Source organism: Streptomyces sp. NPDC047982 (assembly GCF_043204165.1).
Classification (GTDB): domain Bacteria; phylum Actinomycetota; class Actinomycetes; order Streptomycetales; family Streptomycetaceae; genus Streptomyces.
On record NZ_JBIDBS010000018.1, the window covers coordinates 62,812 to 87,313 of the forward strand.

Genomic DNA, 24,502 nt, shown 5'->3' on the forward strand with positions numbered 1-24,502 from the left:
ATGGGTGCGTGACCCTTATCGATCAGCTGCCCCCGACCGACGACCCCGACGCCCTCTTAGAGGCTTTCTCGTCATGGACCGAGACCCGGGGCATCACCCTCTATCCCGCTCAGGAGGAGGCGCTGATCGAGGTGGTCTCCGGAGCGAACGTGATCCTCTCCACCCCGACCGGCTCCGGGAAGAGCCTGGTCGCGGCGGGTGCGCACTTCACGGCACTGGCCCAGGACAAAGTCACCTTCTACACCGCGCCGATCAAGGCACTGGTCTCGGAGAAGTTCTTCGACCTGTGCAAGCTGTTCGGTACGGAGAACGTGGGCATGCTCACCGGCGACGCCTCGGTCAACGCCGACGCCCCGGTGATCTGCTGCACGGCCGAGGTGCTGGCGTCCATCGCGCTGCGTGACGGGAAGTACGCGGACATCGGCCAGGTCGTGATGGACGAGTTCCACTTCTACGCCGAGCCGGACCGCGGCTGGGCGTGGCAGATCCCGCTGCTGGAGCTGCCGCAGGCCCAGTTCGTCCTGATGTCGGCCACGCTCGGCGACGTCAGGATGTTCGAGGAGGACCTGACCCGCCGCACCGGTCGCCCCACCTCCGTGATCCGCTCGGCGACCCGGCCGGTCCCGCTCAGTTACGAGTACCGGCTGACCCCGATCACCGAGACCCTCACCGAGCTGCTGGACACCCGGCAGTCGCCGGTCTACATCGTGCACTTCACCCAGGCCGCGGCCGTCGAGCGGGCGCAGTCGCTGATGAGCATCAACATGTGCACGAAGGAGGAGAAGGAGAAGATCGCCGATCTGATCGGCAACTTCCGCTTCACCACCAAGTTCGGCCGGAACCTCTCGCGCTACGTGCGCCACGGCATCGGGGTGCACCACGCGGGCATGCTGCCGAAGTACCGGCGCCTGGTGGAGAAGCTCGCCCAGGCCGGTCTGCTCAAGGTGATCTGCGGTACGGACACGCTCGGCGTCGGCGTCAACGTCCCCATCCGCACGGTGCTGTTCACGGCTCTCACCAAATACGACGGCACCCGTGTGCGCACGCTGCGCGCCCGGGAGTTCCACCAGATCGCGGGCCGTGCCGGGCGGGCCGGTTTCGACACGGCGGGCTTCGTCGTCGCGCAGGCGCCCGAGCACGTCATCGAGAACGAGAAGGCCGTCAAGAAGGCGGGCGACGATCCGAAGAAGAAGCGCAAGGTGGTCCGCAAGAAGGCGCCAGAGGGCTTCGTCGCCTGGTCGGAGACCACTTTCGACAAGCTGATCCAGTCCGATCCGGAGCCGCTCACCTCCCGCTTCAGGGTGACGCACACGATGCTGTTGTCCGTGATCGCGCGACCCGGCAACGCCTTCGAGGCGATCCGGCGCCTCCTGGAGGACAACCACGAGCCGCGCAAGGCGCAGCTGCGCCACATCCGCCGCGCCATCGCGATCTACCGCTCGCTGCTGGACGGCGGCGTGGTGGAGCGGCTCGACGAGCCGGACGCGGAGGGCAGGATCGTCCGGCTCACCGTCGATCTCCAGCAGGACTTCGCGCTCAACCAGCCGCTGTCCACCTTCGCGCTCGCCGCGTTCGACCTGCTGGACCCCGACTCCCCCTCGTACGCCCTGGACATGGTCTCCGTCGTCGAGTCGACGCTCGACGACCCGCGCCAGATCCTCGCCGCGCAGCAGAACAAGGCACGGGGCGAGGCGGTCGGGCAGATGAAGGCCGACGGCGTCGAGTACGAGGAGCGGATGGAGCTGCTCCAGGAGGTCACGTACCCGAAGCCGCTGAGCGAACTGCTGTGGCACGCGTACGACGTGTACCGCCGCAGCCACCCCTGGGTCGGCGACCACCCGGTGTCGCCGAAGTCCGTGATCCGGGACATGTACGAACGCGCCATGACATTCACGGAGTTCACCTCCCACTACGAGCTGGCCCGCACCGAGGGCATCGTGCTGCGTTACCTCGCGAGCGCGTACAAGGCGCTGGAGCACACCATTCCGGACGACCTCAAGTCCGAGGACCTCCAGGACCTGATCGCCTGGCTCGGCGAGATGGTCCGGCAGGTGGACTCCAGTCTGCTCGACGAGTGGGAGCAGCTCGCCAACCCGGAGCTGGAGACCGCCGAGGAGGCGCAGGAGAAGGCCGACGACGTGAAGCCGGTCACGGCCAACGCCCGCGCGTTCCGGGTGCTGGTGCGCAACGCGATGTTCCGCCGGGTCGAGCTGGCCGCGCTGGACCAGGTCGCCGAGCTGGGCGAGCTGGACGCCGGGTCGGGCTGGGACGAGGACGCGTGGGGCGAGGCGATGGACGCCTACTGGGACGAGTACGACGACCTGGGCACCGGTCCGGACGCGCGCGGCCCGAAGCTGCTGAGGATCGACGAGGACCCCGCGCACGGCCTGTGGCAGGTCCGGCAGACGTTCGCCGACCCGAACGGCGATCACGACTGGGGCATCAGCGCGGAGATCGATCTGGCCGCCTCCGACGAGGAGGGCCGCGCCGTCGTGCGCGTCACCTCCGTCGGTCAGTTGTGAGGGCGTACGCCGTGAGGGCCGCGCCGCTGCGAGAGTGGAGACGAACCGTATGACGAACCCCGCCGAGCGGCTGGTCGACCTGCTCGACCTGGAACGGATCGAGGTCGACATCTTCCGGGGGCGCAGCCCCCAGGAGTCCCTGCAACGGGTGTTCGGCGGCCAGGTCGCCGGGCAGGCGCTGGTCGCGGCCGGCCGGACCACGGACGGGGACCGGCCGGTGCATTCGCTGCACGCGTACTTCCTGCGCCCCGGGCGCCCGGGGGTGCCGATCGTCTACCAGGTGGAACGCATCCGGGACGGGCGGTCGTTCACCACTCGCAGGGTCACGGCCGTTCAGCAGGGACGGGCGATCTTCAGCCTGACGGCGTCGTTCCACCGTCCGGAGGAGGCCGGTTTCGAGCATCAGCTGCCGCCCGCCCGGGAGGTCCCCGACCCCGAGGAGCTGCCGACGGTCGCCGAGGAGGTGCGCGCGCACCTCGGGGTGCTGCCGGAGGCGCTGGAGCGGATGGCCCGCCGCCAGCCGTTCGACATCCGGTACGTAGACCGGCTGCGCTGGACGCGCGACGAGGTGAAAGGGGCCGATCCACGCAGCGCGGTGTGGATGCGCGCGGTCGGACCGCTGGGCGACGATCCGCTGGTGCACACCTGCGCGTTGACGTACGCCAGTGACATGACGTTGCTCGACGCCGTCCGGATCCCGGTGGAACCGCTGTGGGGACCGCGCGGCTTCGACATGGCGTCGCTGGACCACGCGATGTGGTTCCACCGGCCGTTCCGGGCGGACGAGTGGTTCCTCTACGACCAGGAGTCGCCGATCGCGACCGGCGGACGGGGACTGGCGCGCGGCCGGATCTACGACCGCTCGGGCAATCTGCTGGTGTCCGTGGTGCAGGAGGGGCTGTTCCGGGCCCTGGACGGCTGAGCGCCGTCCGGGCGGGGGTCAGACACCGGGCAGCGGCTCCTGTTCGACCTCGTGGCGGCGGGTGCGGATGTCCGGCGGCGCGGGGTGCAGTTTGGCGTCGCAGGAGGGGCCGAGGCCGCTGCGGCGTGACTCCGTTCCCGTGAGGGGACGGCCGCACAGGCGGCAGCGCACCACCCGTCGGCGGGGCGTGCCGTCCTCGGGCGCGGGCTCGGCACCTGGTTCGAAGAGGGGTTCTGCGGGGTTCACGGCACGATCGTCCCAGGCGCGTGTCTTCTCTGCGACTTCCAGCGCCGCACGACGGAGGAGTTCACGGGTGAGCGGCGCGCTGGGACGACGCACCGTGGGTCGAGCGGCGGCGCGCGGCTGCGCCGGCGGCACCGGTCCGGAGCTTCGACGGCCGGCTGAGCGCCCCTGGGACGACGAACACCGGTGAGCGCGCCGGGTCGCTCCCGGGCAAACCGGCGTTCGAGTTCGTGTCGATCAACTCGCGGGGAGGACAATCGCTGTTGGAAGCCACCCTCACAAGGAGCGCCTCATGACGCTGTACGACATCCCCCTGCGCACCCTCTCCGGCGAGCCCACCTCACTCGCCGCATACCGCGGCCGTGCGGTCCTGCTGGTGAACGTCGCGTCCCAGTGCGGGCTCACGCCGCAGTACGCGGGCCTGGAACGGCTCCAGAAGACGTACGCGGACCGGGGTTTCACCGTGCTCGGCGTGCCGTGCAACCAGTTCGCCGGTCAGGAGCCGGGGAGCGCGGAGGAGATCCGGACCTTCTGCTCGACGACGTACGGGGTCACCTTCCCGTTGCTGGAGAAGACCGAGGTGAACGGCGAGGGCCGCCACCCGCTCTACGCCGAGCTGACGGCGCTGGCGGACGCGGACGGCGAGGCGGGCGACGTCCAGTGGAATTTCGAGAAGTTCCTCATCTCGCCGACGGGCGAGCCCGTCGCGCGGCTGCGTCCGGGAACGGACCCGGAGTCCGCGGAGCTCGTCGCCGCCGTCGAGGCCCAGTTGCCCGCCTGACCGGACTCCCCTGCTCCCGTCGGCGGGAGCAGGGGACGCGGGCCGCGTCAGCGGATCTGCATGCCCGAGAGGGTGCGGGCGATCACCAGGCGCTGGATCTCGCTCGTGCCCTCGAAGATGGTGTAGATCGCCGCGTCCCGGTGCATCCGCTCCACCGGGTACTCGCGGGTGAAGCCGTTGCCGCCGAGGATCTGCACGGCCTGTGCGGTGACCTTCTTGGCCGTCTCGCTCGCGTAGAGCTTGGACATGGAGCCCTCGGCCGAGGTGAACGGCTTGCCGGTTGCGGCCATCCAGGACGCCCGCCAGACCAGCAGCCGGGCCGCGTCGATCTGCGTGCGCATGTCCGCGAGCTGGAAGGCGACGCCCTGGTTGTCGATGATCGGCCGGCCGAACTGGGTGCGGGTCCTCGCGTAGTCCAGCGCCACCTCGTAGGCGGCGCGGGCGGTGCCGACCGCCATGGCGCCGACGGCGGGGCGGGACGCCTCGAAGGTGGCCATCGCCGCGTTCTTCACCCGCTCGCCGCCGGCGGCGGCGCGTTCCCGGGCCCTGGCCAGCCGCTGGTCGAGCTTGTCCTTGCCGCCGAGCAGGCAGTGGCCGGGGACGCGCACGTCCTCCAGGACGACCTCGGCGGTGTGCGAGGCGCGGATGCCGTGTTTCTTGAACTTCTGGCCCTGGGAGAGGCCGGGGGTGCCGGGCGGCACGATGAAGGAGGCGTGCCCCTTGGAACCGAGCCCGGGGTCGACCACGGCGACGACGACGTGGACGTTGGCTATGCCGCCGTTGGTCGCCCAGGTCTTGGCGCCGTTCAGCACCCACTCGTCCTTCGCCTGGTCGTACACCGCGCGGGTGCGCATCGAAGCGACGTCGGAACCGGCGTCCGGTTCGGAGGAGCAGAACGCCGCGACCTTGACGTCGTCGGCGTCGCCGTACATCTGCGGGATCCAGGTGCCGATCTGCTCCTCGGTGCCGTTGGCGAGGACGCCCACGGCCGCCAGGCCGGTACCGACGATCGACAGGGCGATGCCCGCGTCGCCCCAGAACAGTTCCTCCATCGCCATCGGGATGCCGAGCCCGGTGGGGTCGAAGAACTGCTGGGCGTAGAAGTCGAGGGAGTAGATGCCGACCTTGGCCGCCTCCTGGATGACCGGCCAGGGTGTTTCCTCACGCTCGTCCCACTCCGAGGCCGCCGGGCGGATCACGTCCGCGGCGAAGCCGTGAAGCCAGTCACGGACCTGCTTCTGGTCGTCGTTGAGTTCAAGCGTGAACTCGGCCATGTTTCTCCTCCGGATACTGCCCTGAAATCAGTGGTTACTTGCGGTAACGAAAGTCTGTTACCGGTAAGTAGACCGTGTCAACCGGCCGGATGCCGATCCGCGCACCAGGAAGCAGGGTGTTACGTTGCGCAGGCAGGACCCATGGGAACGGCAGGGGTGGGGAGAGGGCGACATGGAGACCACACGACGGGCCGAGCGGCAGCGGACAGCGGCCGAGAACCGCCGCCGCGAGCTGCTGGAGGCCGCCGACCGCGTCGTGCTCAGGGACGGACCGGGCGCCTCGATGAACGCCATCGCTGCGGAGGCCGGGATCACCAAGCCCATCCTCTACCGTCACTTCGGCGACAAGGGTGGCCTCTACCGCGCCCTCGCCAAGCGCCACACCGACGCGCTGCTGATCGCCCTGCGGGCCGCGCTCGACGCGCCCGCCGAGCGCCGCCGGCGCGTGGAGTCGACGCTCGACACCTACCTCGCGGCGATCGAGGCCCGGCCGCAGGTCTACCGCTTCCTGATGCACCCCTCCGACGACTCGGCGGCCTCGTCGGAGCGGGGCTTCGACGTCGGACGGCACTCCGCCCCGCTGCTGCGCAGACTCGGCGAGGAGCTGGCCGAGGTGATCGTCGAGCGGGTGGACCTGGGCCCGGACGGCGAGGCGATGGCCCGCATCTGGGGACATGGCATCGTCGGCATGATGCACGCCGCGGGAGACTGGTGGCTGGGAGAACGGCCCTGTTCCCGCGAACAGTTGGTGCGGAGCCTGGCGGATCTGCTCTGGGGCAGGCTGGCCGCCGTGGCCGACCGGCCCGAGGGCCCGGGCTTTTGAGGAGGCGCGGTCAGCCGCCCCGCGCCCAGGGTGCCCGGCGGGCCGCGCGCAGCGCCCTGGACCGACGCATCCCGGTGAGCCGGTCCGTGTAGACCCTGCCCTCGAGGTGGTCGCACTCGTGCTGGAGGCAGCGGGCGAAGAAGCCGGTCCCGGTGATCCGGACCGGCTCGCCCCCAACCGTCACGCCCTCGACGACGGCCCGGTCGAAGCGCGGGGTGCCGGCCTCGATGCCGGGCAGCGAGAGGCAGCCCTCCGGGCCGCGCACGGTGACGCCGTCCGCCTCGGCCAGCCGCGGGTTGACGACGTGTCCGAGGTGCCGGACGTCCTCGTCGTCGGGGCAGTCGTAGACGAACACCCGCAAGGGGACACCGATCTGATTGGCCGCGAGCCCCACGCCGCCGGCCGCGTACATGGTGGCGTACATGTCCTCGACGAGGCGGGCGAGCGACGGGCCGAAGTCCGTGACGGGACCGCATGCGCCGTGCAGCACCGGGTCTCCGAGCAGGCTCATGGCGCGAACCAGTCCGGAACTGCCGGGGATCGGGCGGTTTCGCATGGCGGCCATCGTACGTTCCGCCCGCCCCGGGCGGTCCCGGCGGTGCCGAGGTGCGGCGTCCGGGCCGGACATCGATAGGCTGGGCGCGGACCGATGCAAGGAGGATCTAGGACGATGGCAGGCAACACGGAGCCGCTGTCGCCGCGGGCCAAGCTGGCCGTGACGGCGGGTAAGGCCGCGGCGGCGGTGTCGCGCGCCGCGGGGCGCGGCAGCGGATCGGTGATCGGCGGCCGGGTGGCACTCAAGCTCGACCCCGACCTGCTGGGGCGGCTGGCGCAGCACCTGGACGTGATCCTCGTGTCGGCGACGAACGGCAAGACGACGACGACCCGGCTGATCGCCGAGGCGCTGCGGGCCGCGGGCCCGGTCGTGTCCAACGCGCTCGGCGCGAACATGCCGGCGGGCATCACCTCGGCTCTGGCGGGCGGCTCGGACGCGCAGTACGGCGTGATAGAGGTCGACGAGAAGTACCTCGCCGGGGTCGCGCGCGACACGACGCCCAAGGTGATCGCGCTGCTCAACCTCTCCCGCGACCAGCTGGACCGCGCCGCGGAGACCCGGATGCTCGCCGAGAAGTGGCGCGAGGGCCTGTCCGGCTCGAAGGCCGTGATCGTCGCCAACGCGGACGACCCGCTGATCGTCTGGGCGGCGTCCTCGTCCCCCAACGTGGTGTGGGTGGCGGCCGGCCAGGCGTGGAAGGACGACGCCTGGTCCTGCCCGTCGTGCGGCGGCGTGATGCAGCGCCCCGGCGACGACTGGTTCTGCGGCGAGTGCGGGTTCCGCCGCCCCGCCCCCAGCTGGGTCCTGCACGGCGACTACGTCCTGGACCCGCACGGTTCGGCCTGGCCGATCCACCTCCAGCTGCCCGGCCGCGCCAACAAGGCCAACGCGGCCACGTCGGCCGCCGTGGCCGCGGTCTTCGGCGTGCCGCCGCAGGTCGCGCTGGAGCGCATGTACCAGGTGCAGGCCGTCGCCGGACGCTACGACGTGGTGACGTTCCTCGGTCGCGAGCTGCGGCTGCTGCTGGCGAAGAACCCGGCGGGCTGGCTGGAGACGTTCTCCCTGATCGAGCCGCCGCCGACCCCGGTGGTCCTGTCCGTCAACGCCCGCGGCGCGGACGGCACCGACACCTCCTGGCTGTGGGACGTGGACTACACCCAGCTCGCCGGTCACCCGATCTTCGTGCTCGGCGACCGCAAGCTGGACCTCGCGGTCCGCCTCGAGGTGGCCGGTCTCGACTTCCGGGTCTGCGAGAGCCTCGACGAGGCCGTGCAGCAGGCCCCGCCCGGCCGTATCGAGGTCATCGCCAACTACACCGCCTTCCAGGACCTGCGCCGTCGTGTCGGCAACTGACCCCGGCCCCGGCCACCTCCGGAGAGGACGAAGCATGAGCAACAACGGTCTGCGTGTCGTCTGGGTGTACCCGGACCTCCTCAGCACGTACGGCGACCAGGGCAATGCGCTGGTGGTCGAGCGCCGGGCGCGGCAGCGCGGTCTCGACGTGCATCGCGTCGACGTCCGCAGCGACCAGCCGATCCCGACGTCCGGCGACATCTACCTGGTCGGGGGCGGCGAGGACCGGCCGCAGCGCCTGGCCGCGGAGCGGCTGCGCCGCGACGGCGGACTGAACCGGGCCGCCTCCAACGGCGCGATCATCTTCTCGGTCTGCGCCGGGTACCAGATCCTCGGCCACGAGTTCATCAACGACCTCGGTGAGCGCGAGCCCGGCCTCGGGCTGCTCGACGTGGTCTCCACCCGCGGCGAGGGGGACCGGTGCGTCGGCGACGTGCTCGCCGACATCGACCCGCGGCTCGGCCTGCCGCCGCTGACCGGGTTCGAGAACCATCAGGGCGTCACCCACCTCGGGCCGACCGCGCGGCCGTTCGCCCGGGTGCAGCTCGGCCGGGGCAACGGCACCGGGGACGGCACCGAGGGCGCCTACAACGACACCGTCTTCGGCACGTACATGCACGGGCCCGTGATGGCGCGCAACCCGCTGATCGCCGACCTCCTGCTGAAGCTGGCGCTGGATGTCAACGCCCTGCCCCCGACGGACGACCGCTGGTACGAGGCGCTGCGTGCCGAGCGCATCGCCTCGGCGACCCAGCCCGCCTGATGAGGCGCTCTTCGCTCAGCTGAGCGGCGTCCAGCAGGCGGACGTCCGGTTCGGCCCCGCCACCCCACGCCGGTAGGGTGGCGGGGATCCAACCGGACGACGGGGTCCGGTCGTCGGCCCACGTTGCAAAGGTTTCCCGGGCAATGCGAATTGGTGTACTCACCTCCGGCGGCGACTGCCCCGGCCTGAACGCCGTCATCCGTTCCGTCGTGCACCGCGCGGTGGTCGATCACGGCGACGAGGTCATCGGCTTCCACGACGGGTGGAAGGGTCTCCTGGAGTGCGACTACCGCAAGCTCGATCTCGACTCGGTCGGCGGCATCCTCGCCCGCGGCGGCACGATCCTCGGCTCCTCCCGCGTCCAGCCCGCCCATCTGCGCGGCGGCGTCGAACAGGCCAGGAACCACGTCGCCGACCTCGGTCTCGACGTGATCATCCCGATCGGCGGCGAGGGCACGCTCAAGGCGGCCCATCTGCTCTCCGAAGCGGGCCTGCCGATCGTCGGTGTCCCCAAGACCATCGACAACGACATCGCCGCCACCGACGTGACCTTCGGCTTCGACACCGCCGTCGGTGTCGCCACCGAGGCACTCGACCGGCTCAAGACCACCGCGGAATCGCACCAGCGGGTGCTGATCGTCGAGGTCATGGGACGGCACACGGGGTGGATCGCCCTGCACTCGGGCATGGCGGCCGGGGCGCACGCCATCGTCGTGCCGGAGCGGCCCTTCGACATCGCCGAGCTGACCGAGGTGGTCGGCAAGCGCTTCTCGGCCGGCAAGAAGTTCGCGATCGTGGTCGTCGCGGAGGGCGCCAAGCCGCGCGAGGGCTCCATGCACTTCGAGCAGGGCACCAAGGACATCTACGGGCACGAGCGGTTCGCCGGCGTGGCGACGCAGCTCTCCACCGAACTGGAGCAGCGTCTGGGCAAGGAGGCCCGCCCGGTCATCCTCGGCCATGTGCAGCGCGGCGGCACCCCGACGGCGTACGACCGCGTTCTCGCCACCCGTTTCGGCTGGCACGCGGTGGAGGCGGCACACCGCGGCGAGTTCGGGATGATGACGGCGCTGCGCGGCACGGACATCACGATGGTGCCGCTGGCGCGGGCCGTCGAGACGCTGAAGACGGTCCCGGCCGAGCGGTACACCGAGGCCGAGTGCGTGCTCTGACCACTCCCCGCCCCGTACAACCGCCCCCGGTCGCAGTCGTGATCGGGGGCGGTTCTACTCTGGTCGGGACAACCGGCGCGTATCGGGGACGTCCCCAGCGGGAGTGAACAGATGGATCACAGCGGGCACGGCATGAACATGGACCTGCCGCCGTTCACGCTGGAACGGGGGCTCCAGTTCTCCCCCGACGCGTTCTTCCTCATCGGCTGCCTTCTCGCACTCGGACTGTACGGGTACGGCGTGCTGCGGCTGCGCCGGCGCGGGGACGCGTGGCCGGTGGGCCGGACCGTCTTCTTCTTCGTCGGCGTGCTGAGCGTCGCCCTGGTGATGTGCACCAAGCTCAACGACTACGGCATGGTCATGTTCAGCGTGCACATGGTGCAGCACATGGTGATCAGCATGCTGTCGCCGATCCTGGTGCTGCTGGGTGCCCCGGTGACCCTGGCACTGCGCGCGCTGCCGGTCGCGGGCCGGGGCCGCACCGGCCCGCGCGAGCTGCTGCTCATGCTGCTGCACAGCCGGTACATGCGGGTCATCACGCATCCGGTCTTCACCATCCCGATGTTCATCGCCAGCCTGTACGCGCTGTACTTCACCCCGCTCTTCGACTTCCTGATGGAGTCGAAGACCGGGCACATCGCGATGATGGTGCACTTCCTCGCGGTCGGTCTGGTGTTCTTCTGGCCGATCATGGGCGTGGACCCGGGTCCGCACCGGCCCGGGTACGTGATGCGGATGCTGGAGCTTTTCGCGGGGATGCCGTTCCACGCGTTCTTCGGCATCGCGCTGATGATGGCCACGACGCCGATGATCGACACGTACAAGAACCCGCCGGCCTCCCTCGGCATCGACGCGCTGAGCGACCAGAGCGCGGCGGGAGGTATCGCCTGGGCGTTCAGCGAGATCCCCTCGGTGCTGGTGCTGATCGCGCTGGTCTTCCAGTGGTACCGCTCCGAGCAGCGGGCGGCGAGGCGTTCCGACCGCGCGGAGGAGCGGAACGGCGACCAGGAGCTTCAGGCGTACAACGCCTATCTCGCCTCCTTGCAGGCGCGCGGGCGGTAGCGGCGGGCCCGACTCCGGGGCGACGATGGCACCCACGGCCGTGTGGCCGGTGAGGAGGGTGCGGACATGTCCGGGTCCACGAAGTCCATGGGCGTCATCACCGTGGTCGCCCTGGTGATGGTCACCGCGTACACGGTGGCGCTGGGGAGCAGCGGCTGGCTCTGGTTCGGCTGGGTGGTGCTCGGGCTGATCACGCTGGGGATGGCCACGACGCGCCGGCCCTGACCGCCGCCGTCCGGGCGAGGCCCGGGCGCCCGGACGGAGTACCGGACAGGGTTGGGCGGCCCGCCCGAACGGAACGTCCGCCCCCCTGCGCGCCGCCCGCCCCCTGCGCGCCGCCCGCCCCGTGCGCGCCGCCCGCCCCGTGTGCGGCCGTCCGGCTCGCGTCACCGGGCGGTGTCCGCGACCGTTCCGGCTCCCCGGCAGGAGACTTCCGCGTCCTTCGTCAGGCGGGCTGGACGCCGGGGCGGCCCGCCTCGGTCACGAGCGGGAGGCGGGCCGAGACGGGGGCGCCGGGGGTGGTGACGTACGGGAGGATCCTGAAGTCGGCCCGGCACCTGCGTGCGCATGTGGCGCTCGTGCGTGATCCGGGGCGCTTCCTGCGCCCGGAGTGGATCCACGCGCCGGGGCCGATGGGAACGAAGGTCCGTCTCGCGGTCCCCGCCCGGGCCGTCGTCCAGGTGGCCTCTCGCGTGCCCTGCGTCGTGCGCGTCAACGGACAGGTCGTGGGCAGGCGGGGCGGCTTCGACCCGTACGCCGCGCACGCGGTGCCGCGGGTGCGGCGGCACGAGGTGGCGGGGGCCCTGCGCGTCGGTGACAACGAGATCACCGTGGAGCCGGCGCCCGGGGCCGATCGCGCGGTCCTGGTGGACGCGGCGTTCGACGACGGGAACGGCGGCCCGGTCACCGCCCTGCACAGCGGCGGCGGCTGGTGGGCCGGGACGGCGGCCAGACGGGTGCCGGTCGCGGTGCGTCGTGAGCCGGTGGGCGATCCGGCGGCCCTGCATCTGCGCCGCCGTCCGCATCCGCTGCCGGGCGCCGCCTGGCTGGATCCGGACGCGGACGACGGGACGGTGCTGCCGGTCCGGTTCGCGGTGCCCGGCAGCCGGGGGGCGGTGGAGTGGCTGTGGTGCGAGCTGCCTGCGGGGACCACACGGCTGTCCGCGCCGGTGCGCGGCGCGACGCGGGTGTTCGTGGACGGTTCCGAATGCGCCGTGTCCGTCGCCGTCGGCGCGCGAGGCGTTAGCACCGTCTCGGTGGACCTGTCGGCCGCGGGTCCTTCCGGTCCCCGGACGGCGGCCCTGCGCATCCGGACGGTACCGGGGTGGGAAGGGGGTGCGGCGCTGGCCGGCCCGGTGCGTTGCGAGGTCGGTGCCGGGCGGATGCGCGTCGGCGACTGGGAGACGCGGGGCCTCGCCGAGTACAGCGGCGGGGTGCGGTACCGCCGTGTGGTGACCGTGCCCGCCGGGACCGGCGGGGGCCGGGTGTCGCTCGATCTCGGACGGGTCCGGGGGACGGCGGAGGTGCGGGTCGGCGGCGTCCTCGCCGGGGTGCGGGTGTGCTCCCCGTACGTGTTCGATCTGACGGGGCTCGCCGGCCCTGGGGACGACGTCCTCGACATCCTCGTGTTCAACACGCTGGCGCCGCGCCTGGACGCGACGAGCCCGACCCACGTCGTCTTCCCCGGCCGGCGCGTGAGCGGGCTGATGGGTCCGGTGGTGCTGCGGGTCGGTGGACCGGCTCCGGTGTGAGTGCGACGCGCCGCCCTCGCGCGTCGCACCCGCGTCCCCCGTGGGCCCGGTGTGCTTCGAGCGGGAGGGCGGGCGCTTCGGGCGGCACCCCGGTGCACGCACGTGGCAGGCCCGTCCGACGAACCGTGGGAGTTCCCCGGACCGCCACGCCGACAGCGAATCCGCGCTCGGTGAACGCGCTGTCGTGGGCGGTGGTTCCGGCCTAGCGTCGCCTCATGAGCAGGGGAAGCGCATGGGTACTGGGAGCGACGGGACAGATCGGGCGGGCGGCCGTGCGGGCGCTCGTCGAGGACGGCTGGGAGGTGACGGCCGCTTCGCGCGGCGGTGGCAGGGACGAGCGGTGGGACGGCGCGGTGCGCGCGGTGGCCCTCGACCGGAACGAGGACGGGGCGCTCGCGGCGGCGCTGGGCGACGGCTGCGACGTGCTGGTCGACGCCGTGGCCTACGGGGCGGAACACGCCCGGCAGTTGACCGGTCTCGCGGACCGGATCGGTTCGGCGGTGGTCATCTCCAGCGGCGCGGTGTACGCGGACGAACAGGGGCGCGGCTTCGACACGGCCGACGAACCCGACGGGGCACCGCGCTACCCCGTGCCGATCGCCGAGACACAGCGCACCGTGCCCCCGGGCGACGCCACGTACGCGACGCGCAAGGTGCGGCTGGAGAGGGATCTGCTGGCGGCGGGCGAGGCGCTGCCGGTGACGCTGCTGCGGGCGGGCGCGATCCACGGGCCGTACTGCCGTTCCCCCCGCGAGCTGTACTTCGTGAAGCGGGTCCTGGACGGCCGGGCGCGGCGGGTGCTCGCCTTCGGGGGCACGTCCCGCTTCCACCCGGCCCATGTCTCCAACCTGGCCGAGCTGATCCGGCTGTCCGCGCGACGGCCCGGTTCGCGGGTGCTCAACGCCGGGGATCCGCAGGCGCCGACGGTCGCGGAGATCGGCGAGGCCGTCGACGCGGTGCTCGGCCGGCGGACCGAGACCGTACTCATGGCGGGCGCGCCCGGGAAGGACGAGGTCGGCGCCACCCCGTGGACCATCGCCCATCCGGTCGTGTACGACATGACGGCCGCCGGGCGCGAGCTCGGGTACCGGCCGGTGACCGGGTACGTGGAATCCCTTCCCGAGACCGTCGAATGGCTCGCCGGCCGATTGGAGGGCAGGGACTGGACGGAGGGGTTCCCCGTCCTGTTGCGGTCGTACGGAAGGCAGTTGTTCGACTACGCGGCGGAGGACGCCTGGCTGGAGTCGTACGACCGCGGAGCATGAGACGCGGTGCCGCACCACGGCACGGGCGGCCGGTGGTCGAAACCACCGGCCGCCCGTGGCCGCCGCTCACTCGCGTCGTGGTCGTGCTCGCATCATCACGGCTTCGGCGTGGCGTGCGGGTCGCACGTCACGTCGGCGCGGTCGGTCCTCCCCGTGAGCAGGTAGGCGTCCACCCGCTCGTTGATGCAGGGGTTGACCAGGCCGGTCACACCGTGCGAACCGGCGTTCCGCTCGGTGATGAGGCGGGAGCCCCTGAAGCGCTTGTGCAGTTCGACGGCGCCCGCGTACGGGGTGGCGGCGTCGCGCTCGGACTGCACGATCAGCACCGGCGGAAGTCCCTTGCCGGTCTTCACGTTCAGCGGACGCTGCTGCTTGGCCGACCAGGTCGCGCACGGCAGGTTCATCCAGGCGTTGGCCCAGGTCATGAACGGGTACTGCTCGTGCAGCCGGGTGTTGTCGCGGTCCCACTTCCGCCAGTTCGTGGGCCACTTGGCGTCCGTGCACTCGACCGCCGTGTACACGGCGTTGCCGTTCTCCGACGCGATGTTCCCCTTGATGTCCGACATGTTCGGGGCGGCGGCGTCGACGAGGCCCTGGGTGTCGCCCTTGAGGTAGTTGCTCCAGGTCCGGGCGACGGGCACCCAGGAGGAGTCGTAGTAGGGGGCGCTCTGGAAGTAGCCGATGAGTTCGGCGGGTCCGACGACGCCGCCGATCGGGTTCTTCTTGGCGGCGGCGCGCAGCGTCAGCCACGCCTGCTCGACCTTCTCGGGGGTGTCGCCGATGCGGAAGACGGAGTCGTTCTCGGCGACCCATGCCTTCCAGTCGTCCCAGCGCTTCTGGAAGGCGATGTCCTGGTTGAGGTTGGCCTGGTACCAGATGTTGTCCCTCGCCGGGTCGACGACACTGTCGACGACCATGCGGCGGACGTGGTCCGGGAAGAGGGTGCCGTAGACGGCGCCCAGGTAGGTGCCGTAGGAGACGCCGAGGAAGTTGAGCTTCTTCTCGCCGAGGGCGGCACGGATGACGTCCAGGTCACGTGCGGTGTTCGGCGTGGTCATGTGCGGCAGCATGTCGCCGCTGCGTTCGGCGCAGCCGTCCGCGTACTCGGCGGCGAGCTTGCGCTGGGCGAGCTTGTCGGCCTCGGAGTCGGGTACGGGGTCGGCCTTGGGCGCCTTGACGAACTCCTGGGGGTCGATGCAGGAGATCGGCGCGGAGTGCCCGACGCCCCGCGGGTCGAAGCCCACGAAGTCGTATGCCTTCGCCGTGTTCGCCCAGAGCCGATTCCCGCTGGTGATCCGGGTCGGGAAGCGCAGACCCGAGCCGCCGGGGCCACCCGGGTTGTAGAGCAGGGCGCCCTGCCGTTCGGCCTCCGTGCCGGTGCTGATGTGCCGGTCGACGGCTATGCGGATCTGCTTGCCATTCGGCCTGGCGTAGTCGAGCGGCACGGTCACCCAGCCGCACTCGATCTTCTTGGCCAGGCCCCAGTCGGCCGGGCAGTCCTTCCAGTCGATGCCGGACCGGGCCGCCCGGGCCGCGGCCAGTTCGACACCGCGCGCCTCGGACACGCGGTCGTGACGCCCCTCGGCGGTGGCCGTCGGCGCGGTCACCGCGCCCGATACGAGCATGCCCGCCACCAGTGCACCGGCCGAGCCGAGAGCTGCTGTGCGTCTCAAGTGGAACCTCCCCCAGACCTGAAGTGCCGCGGATGGCGGCGTGATTCATTCAGGACCTCTCGCGGATCCTGTCGTCTGTGAGGTTCCTGAGGACAGGTCGCACACCTAGTTCTTTACCAAATCGATAGCCGGGCGTCCGTGTCCTGCTGAGCGGTGTTCAGCGCGCACGGGAGCCTCCCGCGCTCCGCGGCCCTCCCGCGTCCCGCGGCACGCGGCACGCGGTCCTGCGCGGAACGCGGCCCTGCGCGGTACATGCCGCATCGGCGCGGCGGGTTGCGGGCATGCGGCGGGAGCGGTCCGGGGAGGTCGAGTCGCGGTCGCACACGGATCAGTGACGAGCTGCCGGACGTGCGGCCTCCTCGGCCGGCAAGCCTCCCCCGGGAAGCGGCTGGGAGCGCGCGCCGGCCCAGCGCGTACGTCGCCCTGCCCCCCCACCCGTCACCTCCGCGCGCAGGGCGTCGGCGTGGCGCGGGTCGTCGGCGGGTGCGTCCGGCTCAGCGCCCCGGCTCGTCGCGCCCCGTGCGCTCCTCGCCTCCCGTGCGTCCCGTGTGTCCCGTTCCCGTGTGCTCCGCCGCGATGCCGAACCGTCGGCGTTCGCCGGGAGCGGACATCGAGGAGCCGATCGAGGAGACCGAGCTGATCACCCGCTCCTCGGCAGCCTCCGCACCGCTTTCCAGTCGCTCCAGGTCAGCGGCCGAGACGAGGGCGACGAGCGGTTTGCCGTGCCTCGTCACGACCACGCGCTCGCCGCCGTAGACGACACGGTTGATCAGTTCGGCGAGCTCAGCTCGGGCTTGCGTCACCGGAATCTCGTAGGCCATGCTCCCCATCATAACCTTCTGTACGTCCTGTACATTTTTTCGCGATGCGGACGCGCGCTTGGTCCGAGGCCGCGCGCCTCCCGCAAGGAGAGGAAACGCCATGTTGCTCCGCCCCACCGCTCGACACGTGCTGCCCGAGTTCACCGAGCGCACGGCCCACGGGACCCGCACCCTCGATCCGTACTCCAAGCTGCTGGCCGAGCGGATCGTCCTCCTCGGCACCGAACTCGACGACGCCGCGGCCGGTGATCTGATCGCGCAGCTCATGTATCTGGAACACGCCGCCCCTGACCGGCCCGTCTCCCTCTACATCAACTCCCCGGGAGGCTCGTTCGCGGCCATGACCGCCGTTCACGACACGATGGAATTCCTCACGTGCGAAGTGGAGACGTACTGCCTGGGCCGAGCCGACGCCTGGGCCGCCGTCCTGCTCGCCGCGGGCGCCCCGGGGCGGCGGCACGTACTGCCGGGGGCGCGCGTCGTCATGCGCCAGCCCGCGCTCGCGGAGCCCGTCCACGGGCAGCCCTCCGATCTGGAGATCGAGGCGCGGGAACTGGAACGGGTCCACGAGACGCTCGTCGCACTGATGGCCCGTCACACGGGCCGCGACGCCGGGCGGATCGCCGAGGACATCGAGCGCGACCTCGTTCTCGACGCGGCGGGCGCCCGCGACTACGGCCTGGTGGACCACGTCGTGAAGAGCCGGAAGGCATCGTTCCCGTCGCACGGTTCGCGGTGAGGGACGATGCGTCCGTCCGATCCGCCTCCGCTGCCGGCACTGACACGCGCGGAGGGCGAGTTCATCGACTGCTACCTCGACGTCCTCGACCAGTTGGGCCGGATCAACCCGGCCCGCGGCAGCGACACCTACGGGGCACTGCGCGCCGCACAGGCGCTGGCCTCGCGAGCGAGGGCGCTGCGCGACGCCCTGACACTGATGCACGAACGCGGCGAGGCGCGGATTCACGCCGGGACCCTGGCACGGGCGCTGCGCGCCCTGGACGGGGAACGACGGTCGGAGCGGGTCACCCTGCCCACCGTCCCGCCCGATTGATCGCTCGCCCGTTCGTGACGTCCACCGACTCGCCGGCAACCCCACCACGCGACACGCCCGGTGAGCCATCCGATTTTCCTACGCTGTTCAGCGTAGAAAACGCCACTCTCAGAAAAATCCCAACTTGCTGTTTACTGATGACCAGCGGGAGAAATCCGCCCTTCCGCCCCTGGTGCGCGACCGGCGCACACGCCCGGCGCGGCGTTCGAACGCCTCACCTCAACTCGAACGGGTTAGTCGTGAGGACTCTCACATATCACCATGTCAGCTCGGAAATCCGGCTGTCGGTGAGTCAAGATCCCTGGGACGACAAGCCCCCGCCACCGCGGCGGGGCGGTCCGGGCGGACGCCGAGTCCTGCCGCCGCCCGGATGACTGGTCGACAGGAGTGGATCGGCAGGAGTGGAGGACCCGAGCACAACGGGTCGGCCGGAACATCGGTCGACCCTTGGGGTGAAGCCGCCGAGCGCGGCCGGGCAACTTCGCCAGTCCGAACCCGACAGGTCATCCTTCACAGGCGGCTGACGAAGGGTTGCGCATGACTGCGCAGGTTCATGTCCCGTCTCTGCTCGCCCGGGCCGGTACGGTCTCGGTTCTGACGCTGGCCGCCGTCGGCGGCACCATGCTCGCCCCGGGCGCCGTCACCAAGGCCCAGGCGGCCACGCCGTCGCTCAAGGCGCTCGACGTCGCGGCGTCGAAGAAGGGCTCGCCGTACAGGTGGGGTGCCACCGGCCCCCACCGCTTCGACTGCTCCGGGCTGACGGTCTACTCGTTCAAGAAGGCGGGCAAGAAGCTCCCCCGCACCGCCCAGCAGCAGTACAACAGGACCCGCCACATCTCGGCCTCGCACCGCAAGCGCGGAGACCTGGTCTTCTTCCACTACGGTCGAAACGTCTACCACGTCGGGATCTACGCCGGGCACAACAAGATCTGGCACTCGCCGCGGACCGGTGCGGTGGTCCGGCTGGAGAAGATCTGGTCGAAGAGCGTCTCCTACGGACGAGTCCGCTGACCCGCCGTCCTTGTGGACCGGAAACGCCGAACGGCTCCGGCCCACGAGGAGGGCCCCGCGCATCCGCCGCAGGGCCCGGACCCGGCGCAGCCGGCACGACAGGACCGGGCGCCAGGGCAGGACCGGTGGGCAGGCAGGTCAGTCGGGCGAGGAGACGCTCCACGGGAGCTCGATCCATACCGTCTTGCCGCCGTCCGGGGTGGGCGTGACGGAGAGCCGGCCACCACGCTCCATGGCCAGCATGCGGATGATCATCATGCCCCGCCCGTTGTCCTGCTGGACGGCAACGGGCAATCGGCGGGGCCGGCGCGGATGACTGTCCGTCACCCCGAGGAACAGCTGTTCCTCCCGCTCCAGCCTGAGGTCGATGGTGAAGGTGGGCGACTGCCCGAAGGTGTGCTGCACGGCGTTGGTCGCGAGTTCCGAGACGACGAGCCGCACGGTGTCGGCGAAATCGGTGTCCGCCGCCAGGCCCCATTCGGCGAGCACCCGGGACACGTGCCCACGGGCCACCGGGACCGAGACCCGCTCGCTCGGCAGAGTGATGCTTGCTTCCCGCTGGTCCGCCATGGCGAGTCGCCCCTCTCCCACCCGGACCGACACGCGCTCGGTCCTGGTTGCGCTTCGCGCCAGATTGCCACTCATCCCGCCCTTTGTGACGGTGATCCGCCAAGATATGCATGTATCTGTCGCTCGATGCGGTGAACTCCGCCCCGGAAAACCGTACATGTGCGCCACGCTGTCCGCTCGGACGAAACCACTGGGTACGCCTCGGCACGGACCACTCGGTACACGAAGGAAGAAGGGCCCGCGCACGCGGCGGAGCCTCCCCGGAAGGCGGTGCCACGGCGTGGCGTGAGGGGCGGCGGGCGCCGGACGACGGGGAGCGTTCGGCGTCCACGGTCCGCTCCAGGGCCGTGGCCGGGGCCGGGGCCGGGTCAGTCGACGGGTGCGGTGCGTCGTACGGTCTCCACCGCGGCGGTGACCTGCTCGTCCGTCAGGTCGGCGCGCGCGGTCAGCCGCAGCCGGGAGACGCCGTCGGGCACCGACGGCGGCCGGAAGCACCCGACCACGACCCCCGCCTCGCGGCAGTCCGCCGCCCAGCGCACCGCCGCGTCCGCCGACGGGGCCCGTACGGAGACCACGGCGGCGTCCGGACGTACGGCTGCCAGACCGGCCGCCGTCAGCCGCCCGTACAGCCCGGCGGCGACCTCGCGGACCCGCCCGGCGCGTCCCGGCTCCCGGACGAGCAGCCGCAGGGCGGCGAGTGCGGCGCCCGCGGCGGCCGGCGCCAGGCCCGTGTCGAAGATGAACGTCCGGGCCGTGTTGACGAGGTGTTCGATCACTTGGGCGGGGCCGAGGACCGCTCCGCCCTGGCTGCCGAGGGACTTGGAGAGGGTGAGCGTGGCCACGATTCCCTCGCCGCCCGCGAGGCCCGCGGCGGCGAGCGCGCCCCGGCCTCCCTCTCCCAGCACCCCCAGGCCGTGCGCGTCGTCGACGAGCAGTGCGGCCCCCTCCGCCCGGCAGACCTCGCAGAGCGACGGCAGCGGCGCGGCGTCGCCGTCGACCGAGAAGACCGAGTCGGTGACCGCCAGCGCACGGCCCCCGTGCGCCCGCAGCGCCTTGCGCACGGCGCCGGGGTCGGCGTGCGGGACGACGACGGTGTCGGCCCGGGACAACCGGCAGCCGTCGACGATCGAGGCGTGGTTGCCCGCGTCGGAGACGATCAGCGAGTCGCGGCTGGTGAGAGCGGTGAGGGCGGCGAGGTTGGCCGCATACCCCGACGACAGCACCAGCGCCGCCTCGAACCCGCAGAATTCGGCCAGTTCGCGTTCGAGCTCGGTGTGCAGGTCGGTGGAACCGGTGACAAGCCGTGAACCGGTCGCGCCGCCGCCCCAGCGGCGCGCGGCCTCGGCCGCCGCCCCGGTGACCTCGGGGTGCCGGGTCAGGCCCAGATAGTCGTTGCTCGCGAGATCCAGGAACGCCGTCCCAGCGGCCCGCGGGCGGAGCGTACGGACGAGTCCGGCGTCCGCGCGGCGGCGTGCCGCGTCGTCGATCCAGTCGAACGGGGCGTAGGACATGAGCGGTCCCTTTTGTAGGCAGTTCACAGACCCTAACCGCAGGAGCAGTGGGTCATGGTGTGGCAATACACACACCCTTCCCAGGGCGCGTTGTCCGGTTCCTCCTTGGCGGCGGGGTGTGTCATGGGCCAGGATCAATCCCATGGACCTCCTGAACACGCTGGTGGACAAGGGGCTGCGGCGCGAGCTGCCGACCCGCGAAGAAGCCCTCGCCGTACTGGCGACCCCCGACGACGACCTGCTCGACGTGGTGGCCGCGGCCGGAAAGGTGCGCCGTCAGTGGTTCGGGCGGCGGGTGAAGCTGAACTACCTGGTCAATCTCAAGTCCGGGCTCTGCCCCGAGGACTGCTCGTACTGCTCGCAGCGGCTCGGTTCCGAGGCCGGGATCCTCACGTACACGTGGCTGAAGCCGGACGAGGCGTCGCAGGCCGCCGCGGCCGGGGTGGCGGGGGGCGCCAAGCGGGTGTGCCTGGTGGCGAGCGGCCGTGGTCCGACGGACCGTGACGTCGACCGGGTGTCGGAGACCATCGAGGCGATCAAGGAGCGGCACGAGGGCGTCGAGGTGTGCGCCTGCCTCGGTCTGCTCACCGACGGGCAGGCCGAGCGGCTGCGTTCGGCGGGCGCCGACGCGTACAACCACAACCTCAACACGTCCGAGGGGACGTACGGGGCCATCACCACCACGCACACCTACGCGGACCGGGTGGAGACCGTGCGGCAGGCGCAGGCCGCGGGGCTGTCGGCGTGCTCCGGGCTGATCGCGGGGATGGGAGAGAGCGACACCGACCTCGTCGACGTGGTCCTCTCACTGCGCGGACTGGACCCGGACTCGGTACCGGTGAACTTCCTGATCCCGTTCGAGGGGACCCCGCTGGCCAAGGAGTGGAACCTCACGCCGCAGCGGTGCCTGCGCATCCTGGCGATGGTCCGGTTCGTCTGCCCTGACGTGGAGGTACGCCTCGCGGGCGGGCGCGAGGTACATCTGCGCTCGCTGCAGCCGCTGGCCCTGCACCTGGTCAACTCGATCTTCCTGGGCGACTACCTCACCAGCGAGGGGCAGGCCGGGCAGGCGGATCTGGACATGATCGCGGACGCCGGTTTCGAGGTGGAGGGCGCGGACACGACGACGCTTCCCGCGCACCGCGCTCCGGCGGGCGGCGGCTGCGGCGGCCACGACGGCGGGTGCGCGCCGTGCGGCGACGAACCCGCGGAGGCCGCCGCCCGTGGTGGCGACACGCCCGCAGAAGCCGTTGCCAGTGGTGGTGACGCCCCGGCCGCGCGCCCGGATCTGGTGGCGGTGCGGCGTCGCGGCGCCGGTACGGATCTCGCCCCCAATGCCTGAGCCCCTCTCCCCCGCCGAACTGCGCTCGCTCGACCGGGCCCACGTCTGGCATCCGTACGGCCCGATGCCGGGACGTCAGGAGCCGCTGGTCGTGGAGTCCGCGTCCGGGGTACGCCTGAGGCTGGCCGAACCGGCCCACGGGCACCGCGAACTGGTCGACGGCATGTCGTCGTGGTGGTCGGCGATACACGGTTACAACCACCCGGTGCTCAACGCGGCGGCACGCGGTCAGCTGAAGCGGATGAGCCATGTGATGTTCGGGGGGCTCACCCACGAGCCGGCCGTGCGGCTGGCCGCCCGGCTGGTCGAGATCACCCCGGAACCGCTGCGGCACGTCTTCCTCGCCGACTCGGGTTCGGTGTCGGTCGAGGTCGCGGTGAAGATGTGTCTGCAGTACTGGCGCTCGGCGGGGCGGCCCGCCAAGCAGCGGCTGCTGACCTGGCGCGGCGGATACCACGGGGACACCTGGCAGCCGATGTCGGTGTGCGACCCCGAGGGCGGCATGCACGAGCTGTGGTCGGGCGTGCTGCCCCGGCAGGTCTTCGCGGACGCGCCCCCGGCCGGTTTCGACGCGGAACCGGACCCGGAGTACGTACGCCATCTGCGGGCACTGGTCGCGGAGCACGCGGACCGGCTGGCGGCGGTGATCGTGGAGCCGGTGGTGCAGGGCGCGGGCGGGATGCGGTTCCACTCCCCCGCCTATCTGAAGGTGCTGCGCGAAGCGTGCGACGCGCACGACGTCCTGCTGGTGTTCGACGAGATCGCCACCGGGTTCGGCCGTACGGGGAAGCTGTTCGCGGCCGGACACACAGGGATCTCACCGGATGTCATGTGCGTGGGCAAGGCGTTGACCGGCGGCTATCTGACGATGGCGGCGACGCTGTGCACCTCACGGGTCGCCCAGGGCATCTCACGGGGCGAGGTGCCGGTGCTGGCGCACGGTCCGACGTTCATGGGCAATCCACTGGCCTCGGCCGTGGCGTGCGCGTCCCTGGATCTGCTGCTGGGCGCGGACTGGGAGCGGGACGTCGAGCGGATCGCGGCCGGGCTGCGGGACGGTCTCGCTCCGGCGGCGGACGTGCCCGGGGTGCGGGAGGTGCGGACGCTGGGAGCGATCGGTGTCGTGCAGCTCGACCACGAGGTGGACATGGTCGCCGCGACCCGAGCGGCGGTACGGGAAGGGGTGTGGCTTCGGCCGTTCCGCGATCTCGTCTACACCATGCCGCCGTATGTGACCGATGACGACGATGTGGCGCGGATCTGCCGCGCCGTGTGCGCGGCCGCGCGGGAGGGCTGAGATGAGCGTTCTGGTGGTGACGGGCACGGACACCGAGATCGGCAAGACCGTCGTGACCGCCGCCGTGGCGGCGGCGTGGCGGGACCGGCGCGTCGCGGTGCTCAAGCCCGCCCAGACGGGTCTGGCGCCCGGCGAGCCGGGGGACGCCGCAGAGGTGGCACGGCTGGCGGGCGGCCATGTGACGGCGGTCGAACTGGCGCGTTTCCCCGAGCCGTTGGCGCCCGCCACGGCGTCCCGGCGGGCCGGACTGCCACCGGTGCGCCCGTACGAGATCGCCGAGGCCGCCGAGAAGCTGGCGACCGAGCACGACATGGTGCTGATCGAGGGCGCCGGTGGTCTGCTCGTACGCTTCGACGACGCGGGCTCGACCCTCGCCGACGCGGCCCGGCTGCTGTCCGCTCCCGTGCTGGTGGTGGCGCGGGCCGGACTGGGCACGCTCAACGCCACCGCGCTGACCTCGGAGGCCCTGCGGAGCCGGGAGCTGGAGTGCCTCGGTGTGGTGGTGGGCAGCATGCCCGCCGAACCGGACCTCGCGGCGCGCTGCAATGTGGCGGACCTGCCGGTGGCGGCGGGCGCCCCGCTGCTGGGGGCGGTACCGGCCGGGGCGGGGGCGCTGGCGCCCGTCGACTTCCGTGCGGCGGCCAGGAGTTGGCTGGCGGTGGAACTGGGCGGGACCCGACCCGCCGGATGACCGGCCGAACCGCGGCGCGACGCCCCGCCGCCCGGCCCGGCGCCCGCC

At 71.7% G+C, this 24,502-nt stretch carries 24 protein-coding genes and 1 riboswitch; of the genes, 17 read left to right on the plus strand and 7 right to left on the minus strand.

Annotated features, from left to right (window positions below; genetic code table 11):
* Positions 1-8 precede the first annotated feature (8 nt).
* Together ACGF2V_RS22115 and ACGF2V_RS22120 are read left to right on the plus strand one after the other, a co-directional pair.
* Entirely contained in the window at positions 9-2,522 is a 2,514-nt protein-coding gene (locus tag ACGF2V_RS22115) for a DEAD/DEAH box helicase (protein ID WP_392912919.1), read from the plus strand.
* 49 nt (positions 2,523-2,571) lie between these two features.
* Entirely contained in the window at positions 2,572-3,444 is an 873-nt protein-coding gene (locus ACGF2V_RS22120) for an acyl-CoA thioesterase II (protein ID WP_362620135.1), read from the plus strand.
* An 18-nt stretch (positions 3,445-3,462) separates the two neighbouring features.
* Here the strand turns inward: ACGF2V_RS22120 and ACGF2V_RS22125 are convergent, their stop codons facing one another.
* On the minus strand, positions 3,463-3,690 hold the full coding sequence (locus ACGF2V_RS22125) for a DUF6011 domain-containing protein (protein ID WP_362707807.1): 228 nt from the start codon (positions 3,688-3,690) through the stop codon (positions 3,463-3,465).
* 289 nt (positions 3,691-3,979) lie between these two features.
* Here ACGF2V_RS22125 and ACGF2V_RS22130 point away from each other — a divergent pair, with 289 nt between their 5' ends.
* A complete protein-coding gene (locus ACGF2V_RS22130) occupies positions 3,980-4,468 on the plus strand; it encodes a glutathione peroxidase (RefSeq protein ID WP_362620132.1) in 489 nt (162 codons plus the stop codon).
* Between the two features lie 47 nt (positions 4,469-4,515).
* On the opposite strand, the gene ACGF2V_RS22135 is transcribed toward ACGF2V_RS22130, so the two are convergent.
* Positions 4,516-5,742, minus strand: coding sequence for an acyl-CoA dehydrogenase family protein (locus tag ACGF2V_RS22135; protein ID WP_362620130.1), 1,227 nt, complete (start codon positions 5,740-5,742; stop codon positions 4,516-4,518).
* 172 nt (positions 5,743-5,914) lie between these two features.
* On the opposite strand from ACGF2V_RS22135, the gene ACGF2V_RS22140 reads away from it, so the two are divergent.
* The gene (locus ACGF2V_RS22140) at positions 5,915-6,565 is read left to right on the plus strand and encodes a TetR family transcriptional regulator (RefSeq protein ID WP_362707804.1); all 651 of its coding nucleotides are present in this window, start codon (positions 5,915-5,917) and stop codon (positions 6,563-6,565) included.
* A 10-nt stretch (positions 6,566-6,575) separates the two neighbouring features.
* Here ACGF2V_RS22140 and def read toward each other — a convergent pair whose 3' ends face one another.
* A complete protein-coding gene (gene def / locus ACGF2V_RS22145; protein ID WP_362707801.1) occupies positions 6,576-7,130 on the minus strand; it encodes a peptide deformylase in 555 nt (184 codons plus the stop codon).
* A 105-nt stretch (positions 7,131-7,235) separates the two neighbouring features.
* Between def and ACGF2V_RS22150 the strand changes: the two genes are divergently transcribed.
* The 7 genes from ACGF2V_RS22150 (at position 7,236) to ACGF2V_RS22180 (ending at position 14,484) form a co-directional block, all read left to right on the plus strand.
* On the plus strand, positions 7,236-8,474 hold the full coding sequence (locus tag ACGF2V_RS22150; protein WP_351516510.1) for a MurT ligase domain-containing protein: 1,239 nt from the start codon (positions 7,236-7,238) through the stop codon (positions 8,472-8,474).
* 34 nt (positions 8,475-8,508) lie between these two features.
* Positions 8,509-9,237: a glutamine amidotransferase gene (locus tag ACGF2V_RS22155; protein WP_362620125.1), complete on the plus strand. Its 729-nt coding sequence runs from the start codon at positions 8,509-8,511 to the stop codon at positions 9,235-9,237.
* Between the two features lie 143 nt (positions 9,238-9,380).
* Positions 9,381-10,406, plus strand: coding sequence for a 6-phosphofructokinase (locus ACGF2V_RS22160; RefSeq protein ID WP_362707797.1), 1,026 nt, complete (start codon positions 9,381-9,383; stop codon positions 10,404-10,406).
* A 111-nt stretch (positions 10,407-10,517) separates the two neighbouring features.
* Positions 10,518-11,468: a cytochrome c oxidase assembly protein gene (locus ACGF2V_RS22165; protein ID WP_362620122.1), complete on the plus strand. Its 951-nt coding sequence runs from the start codon at positions 10,518-10,520 to the stop codon at positions 11,466-11,468.
* Between the two features lie 66 nt (positions 11,469-11,534).
* Positions 11,535-11,693, plus strand: a complete 159-nt coding sequence (locus tag ACGF2V_RS22170) for a hypothetical protein (protein ID WP_362620120.1) — start codon at positions 11,535-11,537, stop codon at positions 11,691-11,693.
* 293 nt (positions 11,694-11,986) lie between these two features.
* Positions 11,987-13,219 carry a hypothetical protein gene (locus tag ACGF2V_RS22175; protein WP_362707795.1) on the plus strand — a complete coding sequence of 411 codons (1,233 nt, stop codon included), beginning with the start codon at positions 11,987-11,989 and terminating at the stop codon, positions 13,217-13,219.
* A gap of 215 nt (positions 13,220-13,434) precedes the next feature.
* Positions 13,435-14,484 carry an NAD-dependent epimerase/dehydratase family protein gene (locus ACGF2V_RS22180; RefSeq protein WP_362707792.1) on the plus strand — a complete coding sequence of 350 codons (1,050 nt, stop codon included), beginning with the start codon at positions 13,435-13,437 and terminating at the stop codon, positions 14,482-14,484.
* Positions 14,485-14,579: 95 nt separating this feature from the next.
* Here ACGF2V_RS22180 and ACGF2V_RS22185 read toward each other — a convergent pair whose 3' ends face one another.
* Both ACGF2V_RS22185 and ACGF2V_RS22190 read right to left on the minus strand, forming a co-directional pair.
* Complete coding sequence (locus tag ACGF2V_RS22185) at positions 14,580-16,157, minus strand: alpha/beta hydrolase (protein ID WP_362707789.1); 1,578 nt, start codon at positions 16,155-16,157, stop codon at positions 14,580-14,582.
* 494 nt (positions 16,158-16,651) lie between these two features.
* Complete coding sequence (locus tag ACGF2V_RS22190; protein WP_362620113.1) at positions 16,652-16,978, minus strand: type II toxin-antitoxin system Phd/YefM family antitoxin; 327 nt, start codon at positions 16,976-16,978, stop codon at positions 16,652-16,654.
* A gap of 103 nt (positions 16,979-17,081) precedes the next feature.
* Between ACGF2V_RS22190 and ACGF2V_RS22195 the strand changes: the two genes are divergently transcribed.
* The 3 genes from ACGF2V_RS22195 to ACGF2V_RS22205 all read left to right on the plus strand — a co-directional run bounded on the left by ACGF2V_RS22195 (position 17,082) and on the right by ACGF2V_RS22205 (position 19,043).
* On the plus strand, positions 17,082-17,717 hold the full coding sequence (locus ACGF2V_RS22195; protein ID WP_362620240.1) for an ATP-dependent Clp protease proteolytic subunit: 636 nt from the start codon (positions 17,082-17,084) through the stop codon (positions 17,715-17,717).
* A gap of 6 nt (positions 17,718-17,723) precedes the next feature.
* The gene (locus ACGF2V_RS22200; RefSeq protein WP_362620111.1) at positions 17,724-18,032 is read left to right on the plus strand and encodes a hypothetical protein; all 309 of its coding nucleotides are present in this window, start codon (positions 17,724-17,726) and stop codon (positions 18,030-18,032) included.
* A gap of 337 nt (positions 18,033-18,369) precedes the next feature.
* A riboswitch (cyclic di-AMP (ydaO/yuaA leader) is annotated at positions 18,370-18,566 on the plus strand.
* Between the two features lie 3 nt (positions 18,567-18,569).
* Entirely contained in the window at positions 18,570-19,043 is a 474-nt protein-coding gene (locus ACGF2V_RS22205) for a C40 family peptidase (protein WP_362620109.1), read from the plus strand.
* 138 nt (positions 19,044-19,181) lie between these two features.
* Here ACGF2V_RS22205 and ACGF2V_RS22210 read toward each other — a convergent pair whose 3' ends face one another.
* Both ACGF2V_RS22210 and ACGF2V_RS22215 read right to left on the minus strand, forming a co-directional pair.
* The gene (locus ACGF2V_RS22210; RefSeq protein WP_362707882.1) at positions 19,182-19,613 is read right to left on the minus strand and encodes an ATP-binding protein; all 432 of its coding nucleotides are present in this window, start codon (positions 19,611-19,613) and stop codon (positions 19,182-19,184) included.
* A 368-nt stretch (positions 19,614-19,981) separates the two neighbouring features.
* Positions 19,982-21,124 carry an 8-amino-7-oxononanoate synthase gene (locus ACGF2V_RS22215; RefSeq protein WP_362707786.1) on the minus strand — a complete coding sequence of 381 codons (1,143 nt, stop codon included), beginning with the start codon at positions 21,122-21,124 and terminating at the stop codon, positions 19,982-19,984.
* Between the two features lie 142 nt (positions 21,125-21,266).
* Between ACGF2V_RS22215 and bioB the strand changes: the two genes are divergently transcribed.
* From bioB to bioD, 3 genes are read left to right on the plus strand one after another with little or no spacing between them, the layout of a single operon-like run.
* Positions 21,267-22,466, plus strand: coding sequence for a biotin synthase BioB (gene bioB / locus ACGF2V_RS22220; RefSeq protein WP_362707783.1), 1,200 nt, complete (start codon positions 21,267-21,269; stop codon positions 22,464-22,466).
* Positions 22,459-23,763 carry an adenosylmethionine--8-amino-7-oxononanoate transaminase gene (locus tag ACGF2V_RS22225; protein WP_362707781.1) on the plus strand — a complete coding sequence of 435 codons (1,305 nt, stop codon included), beginning with the start codon at positions 22,459-22,461 and terminating at the stop codon, positions 23,761-23,763. Before bioB ends, ACGF2V_RS22225 begins: the two co-directional genes overlap by 8 nt.
* A 1-nt stretch (position 23,764) precedes the next feature.
* A complete protein-coding gene (gene bioD / locus ACGF2V_RS22230; RefSeq protein ID WP_362707778.1) occupies positions 23,765-24,454 on the plus strand; it encodes a dethiobiotin synthase in 690 nt (229 codons plus the stop codon).
* The last annotated feature ends 48 nt before the right edge of the window (positions 24,455-24,502 follow it).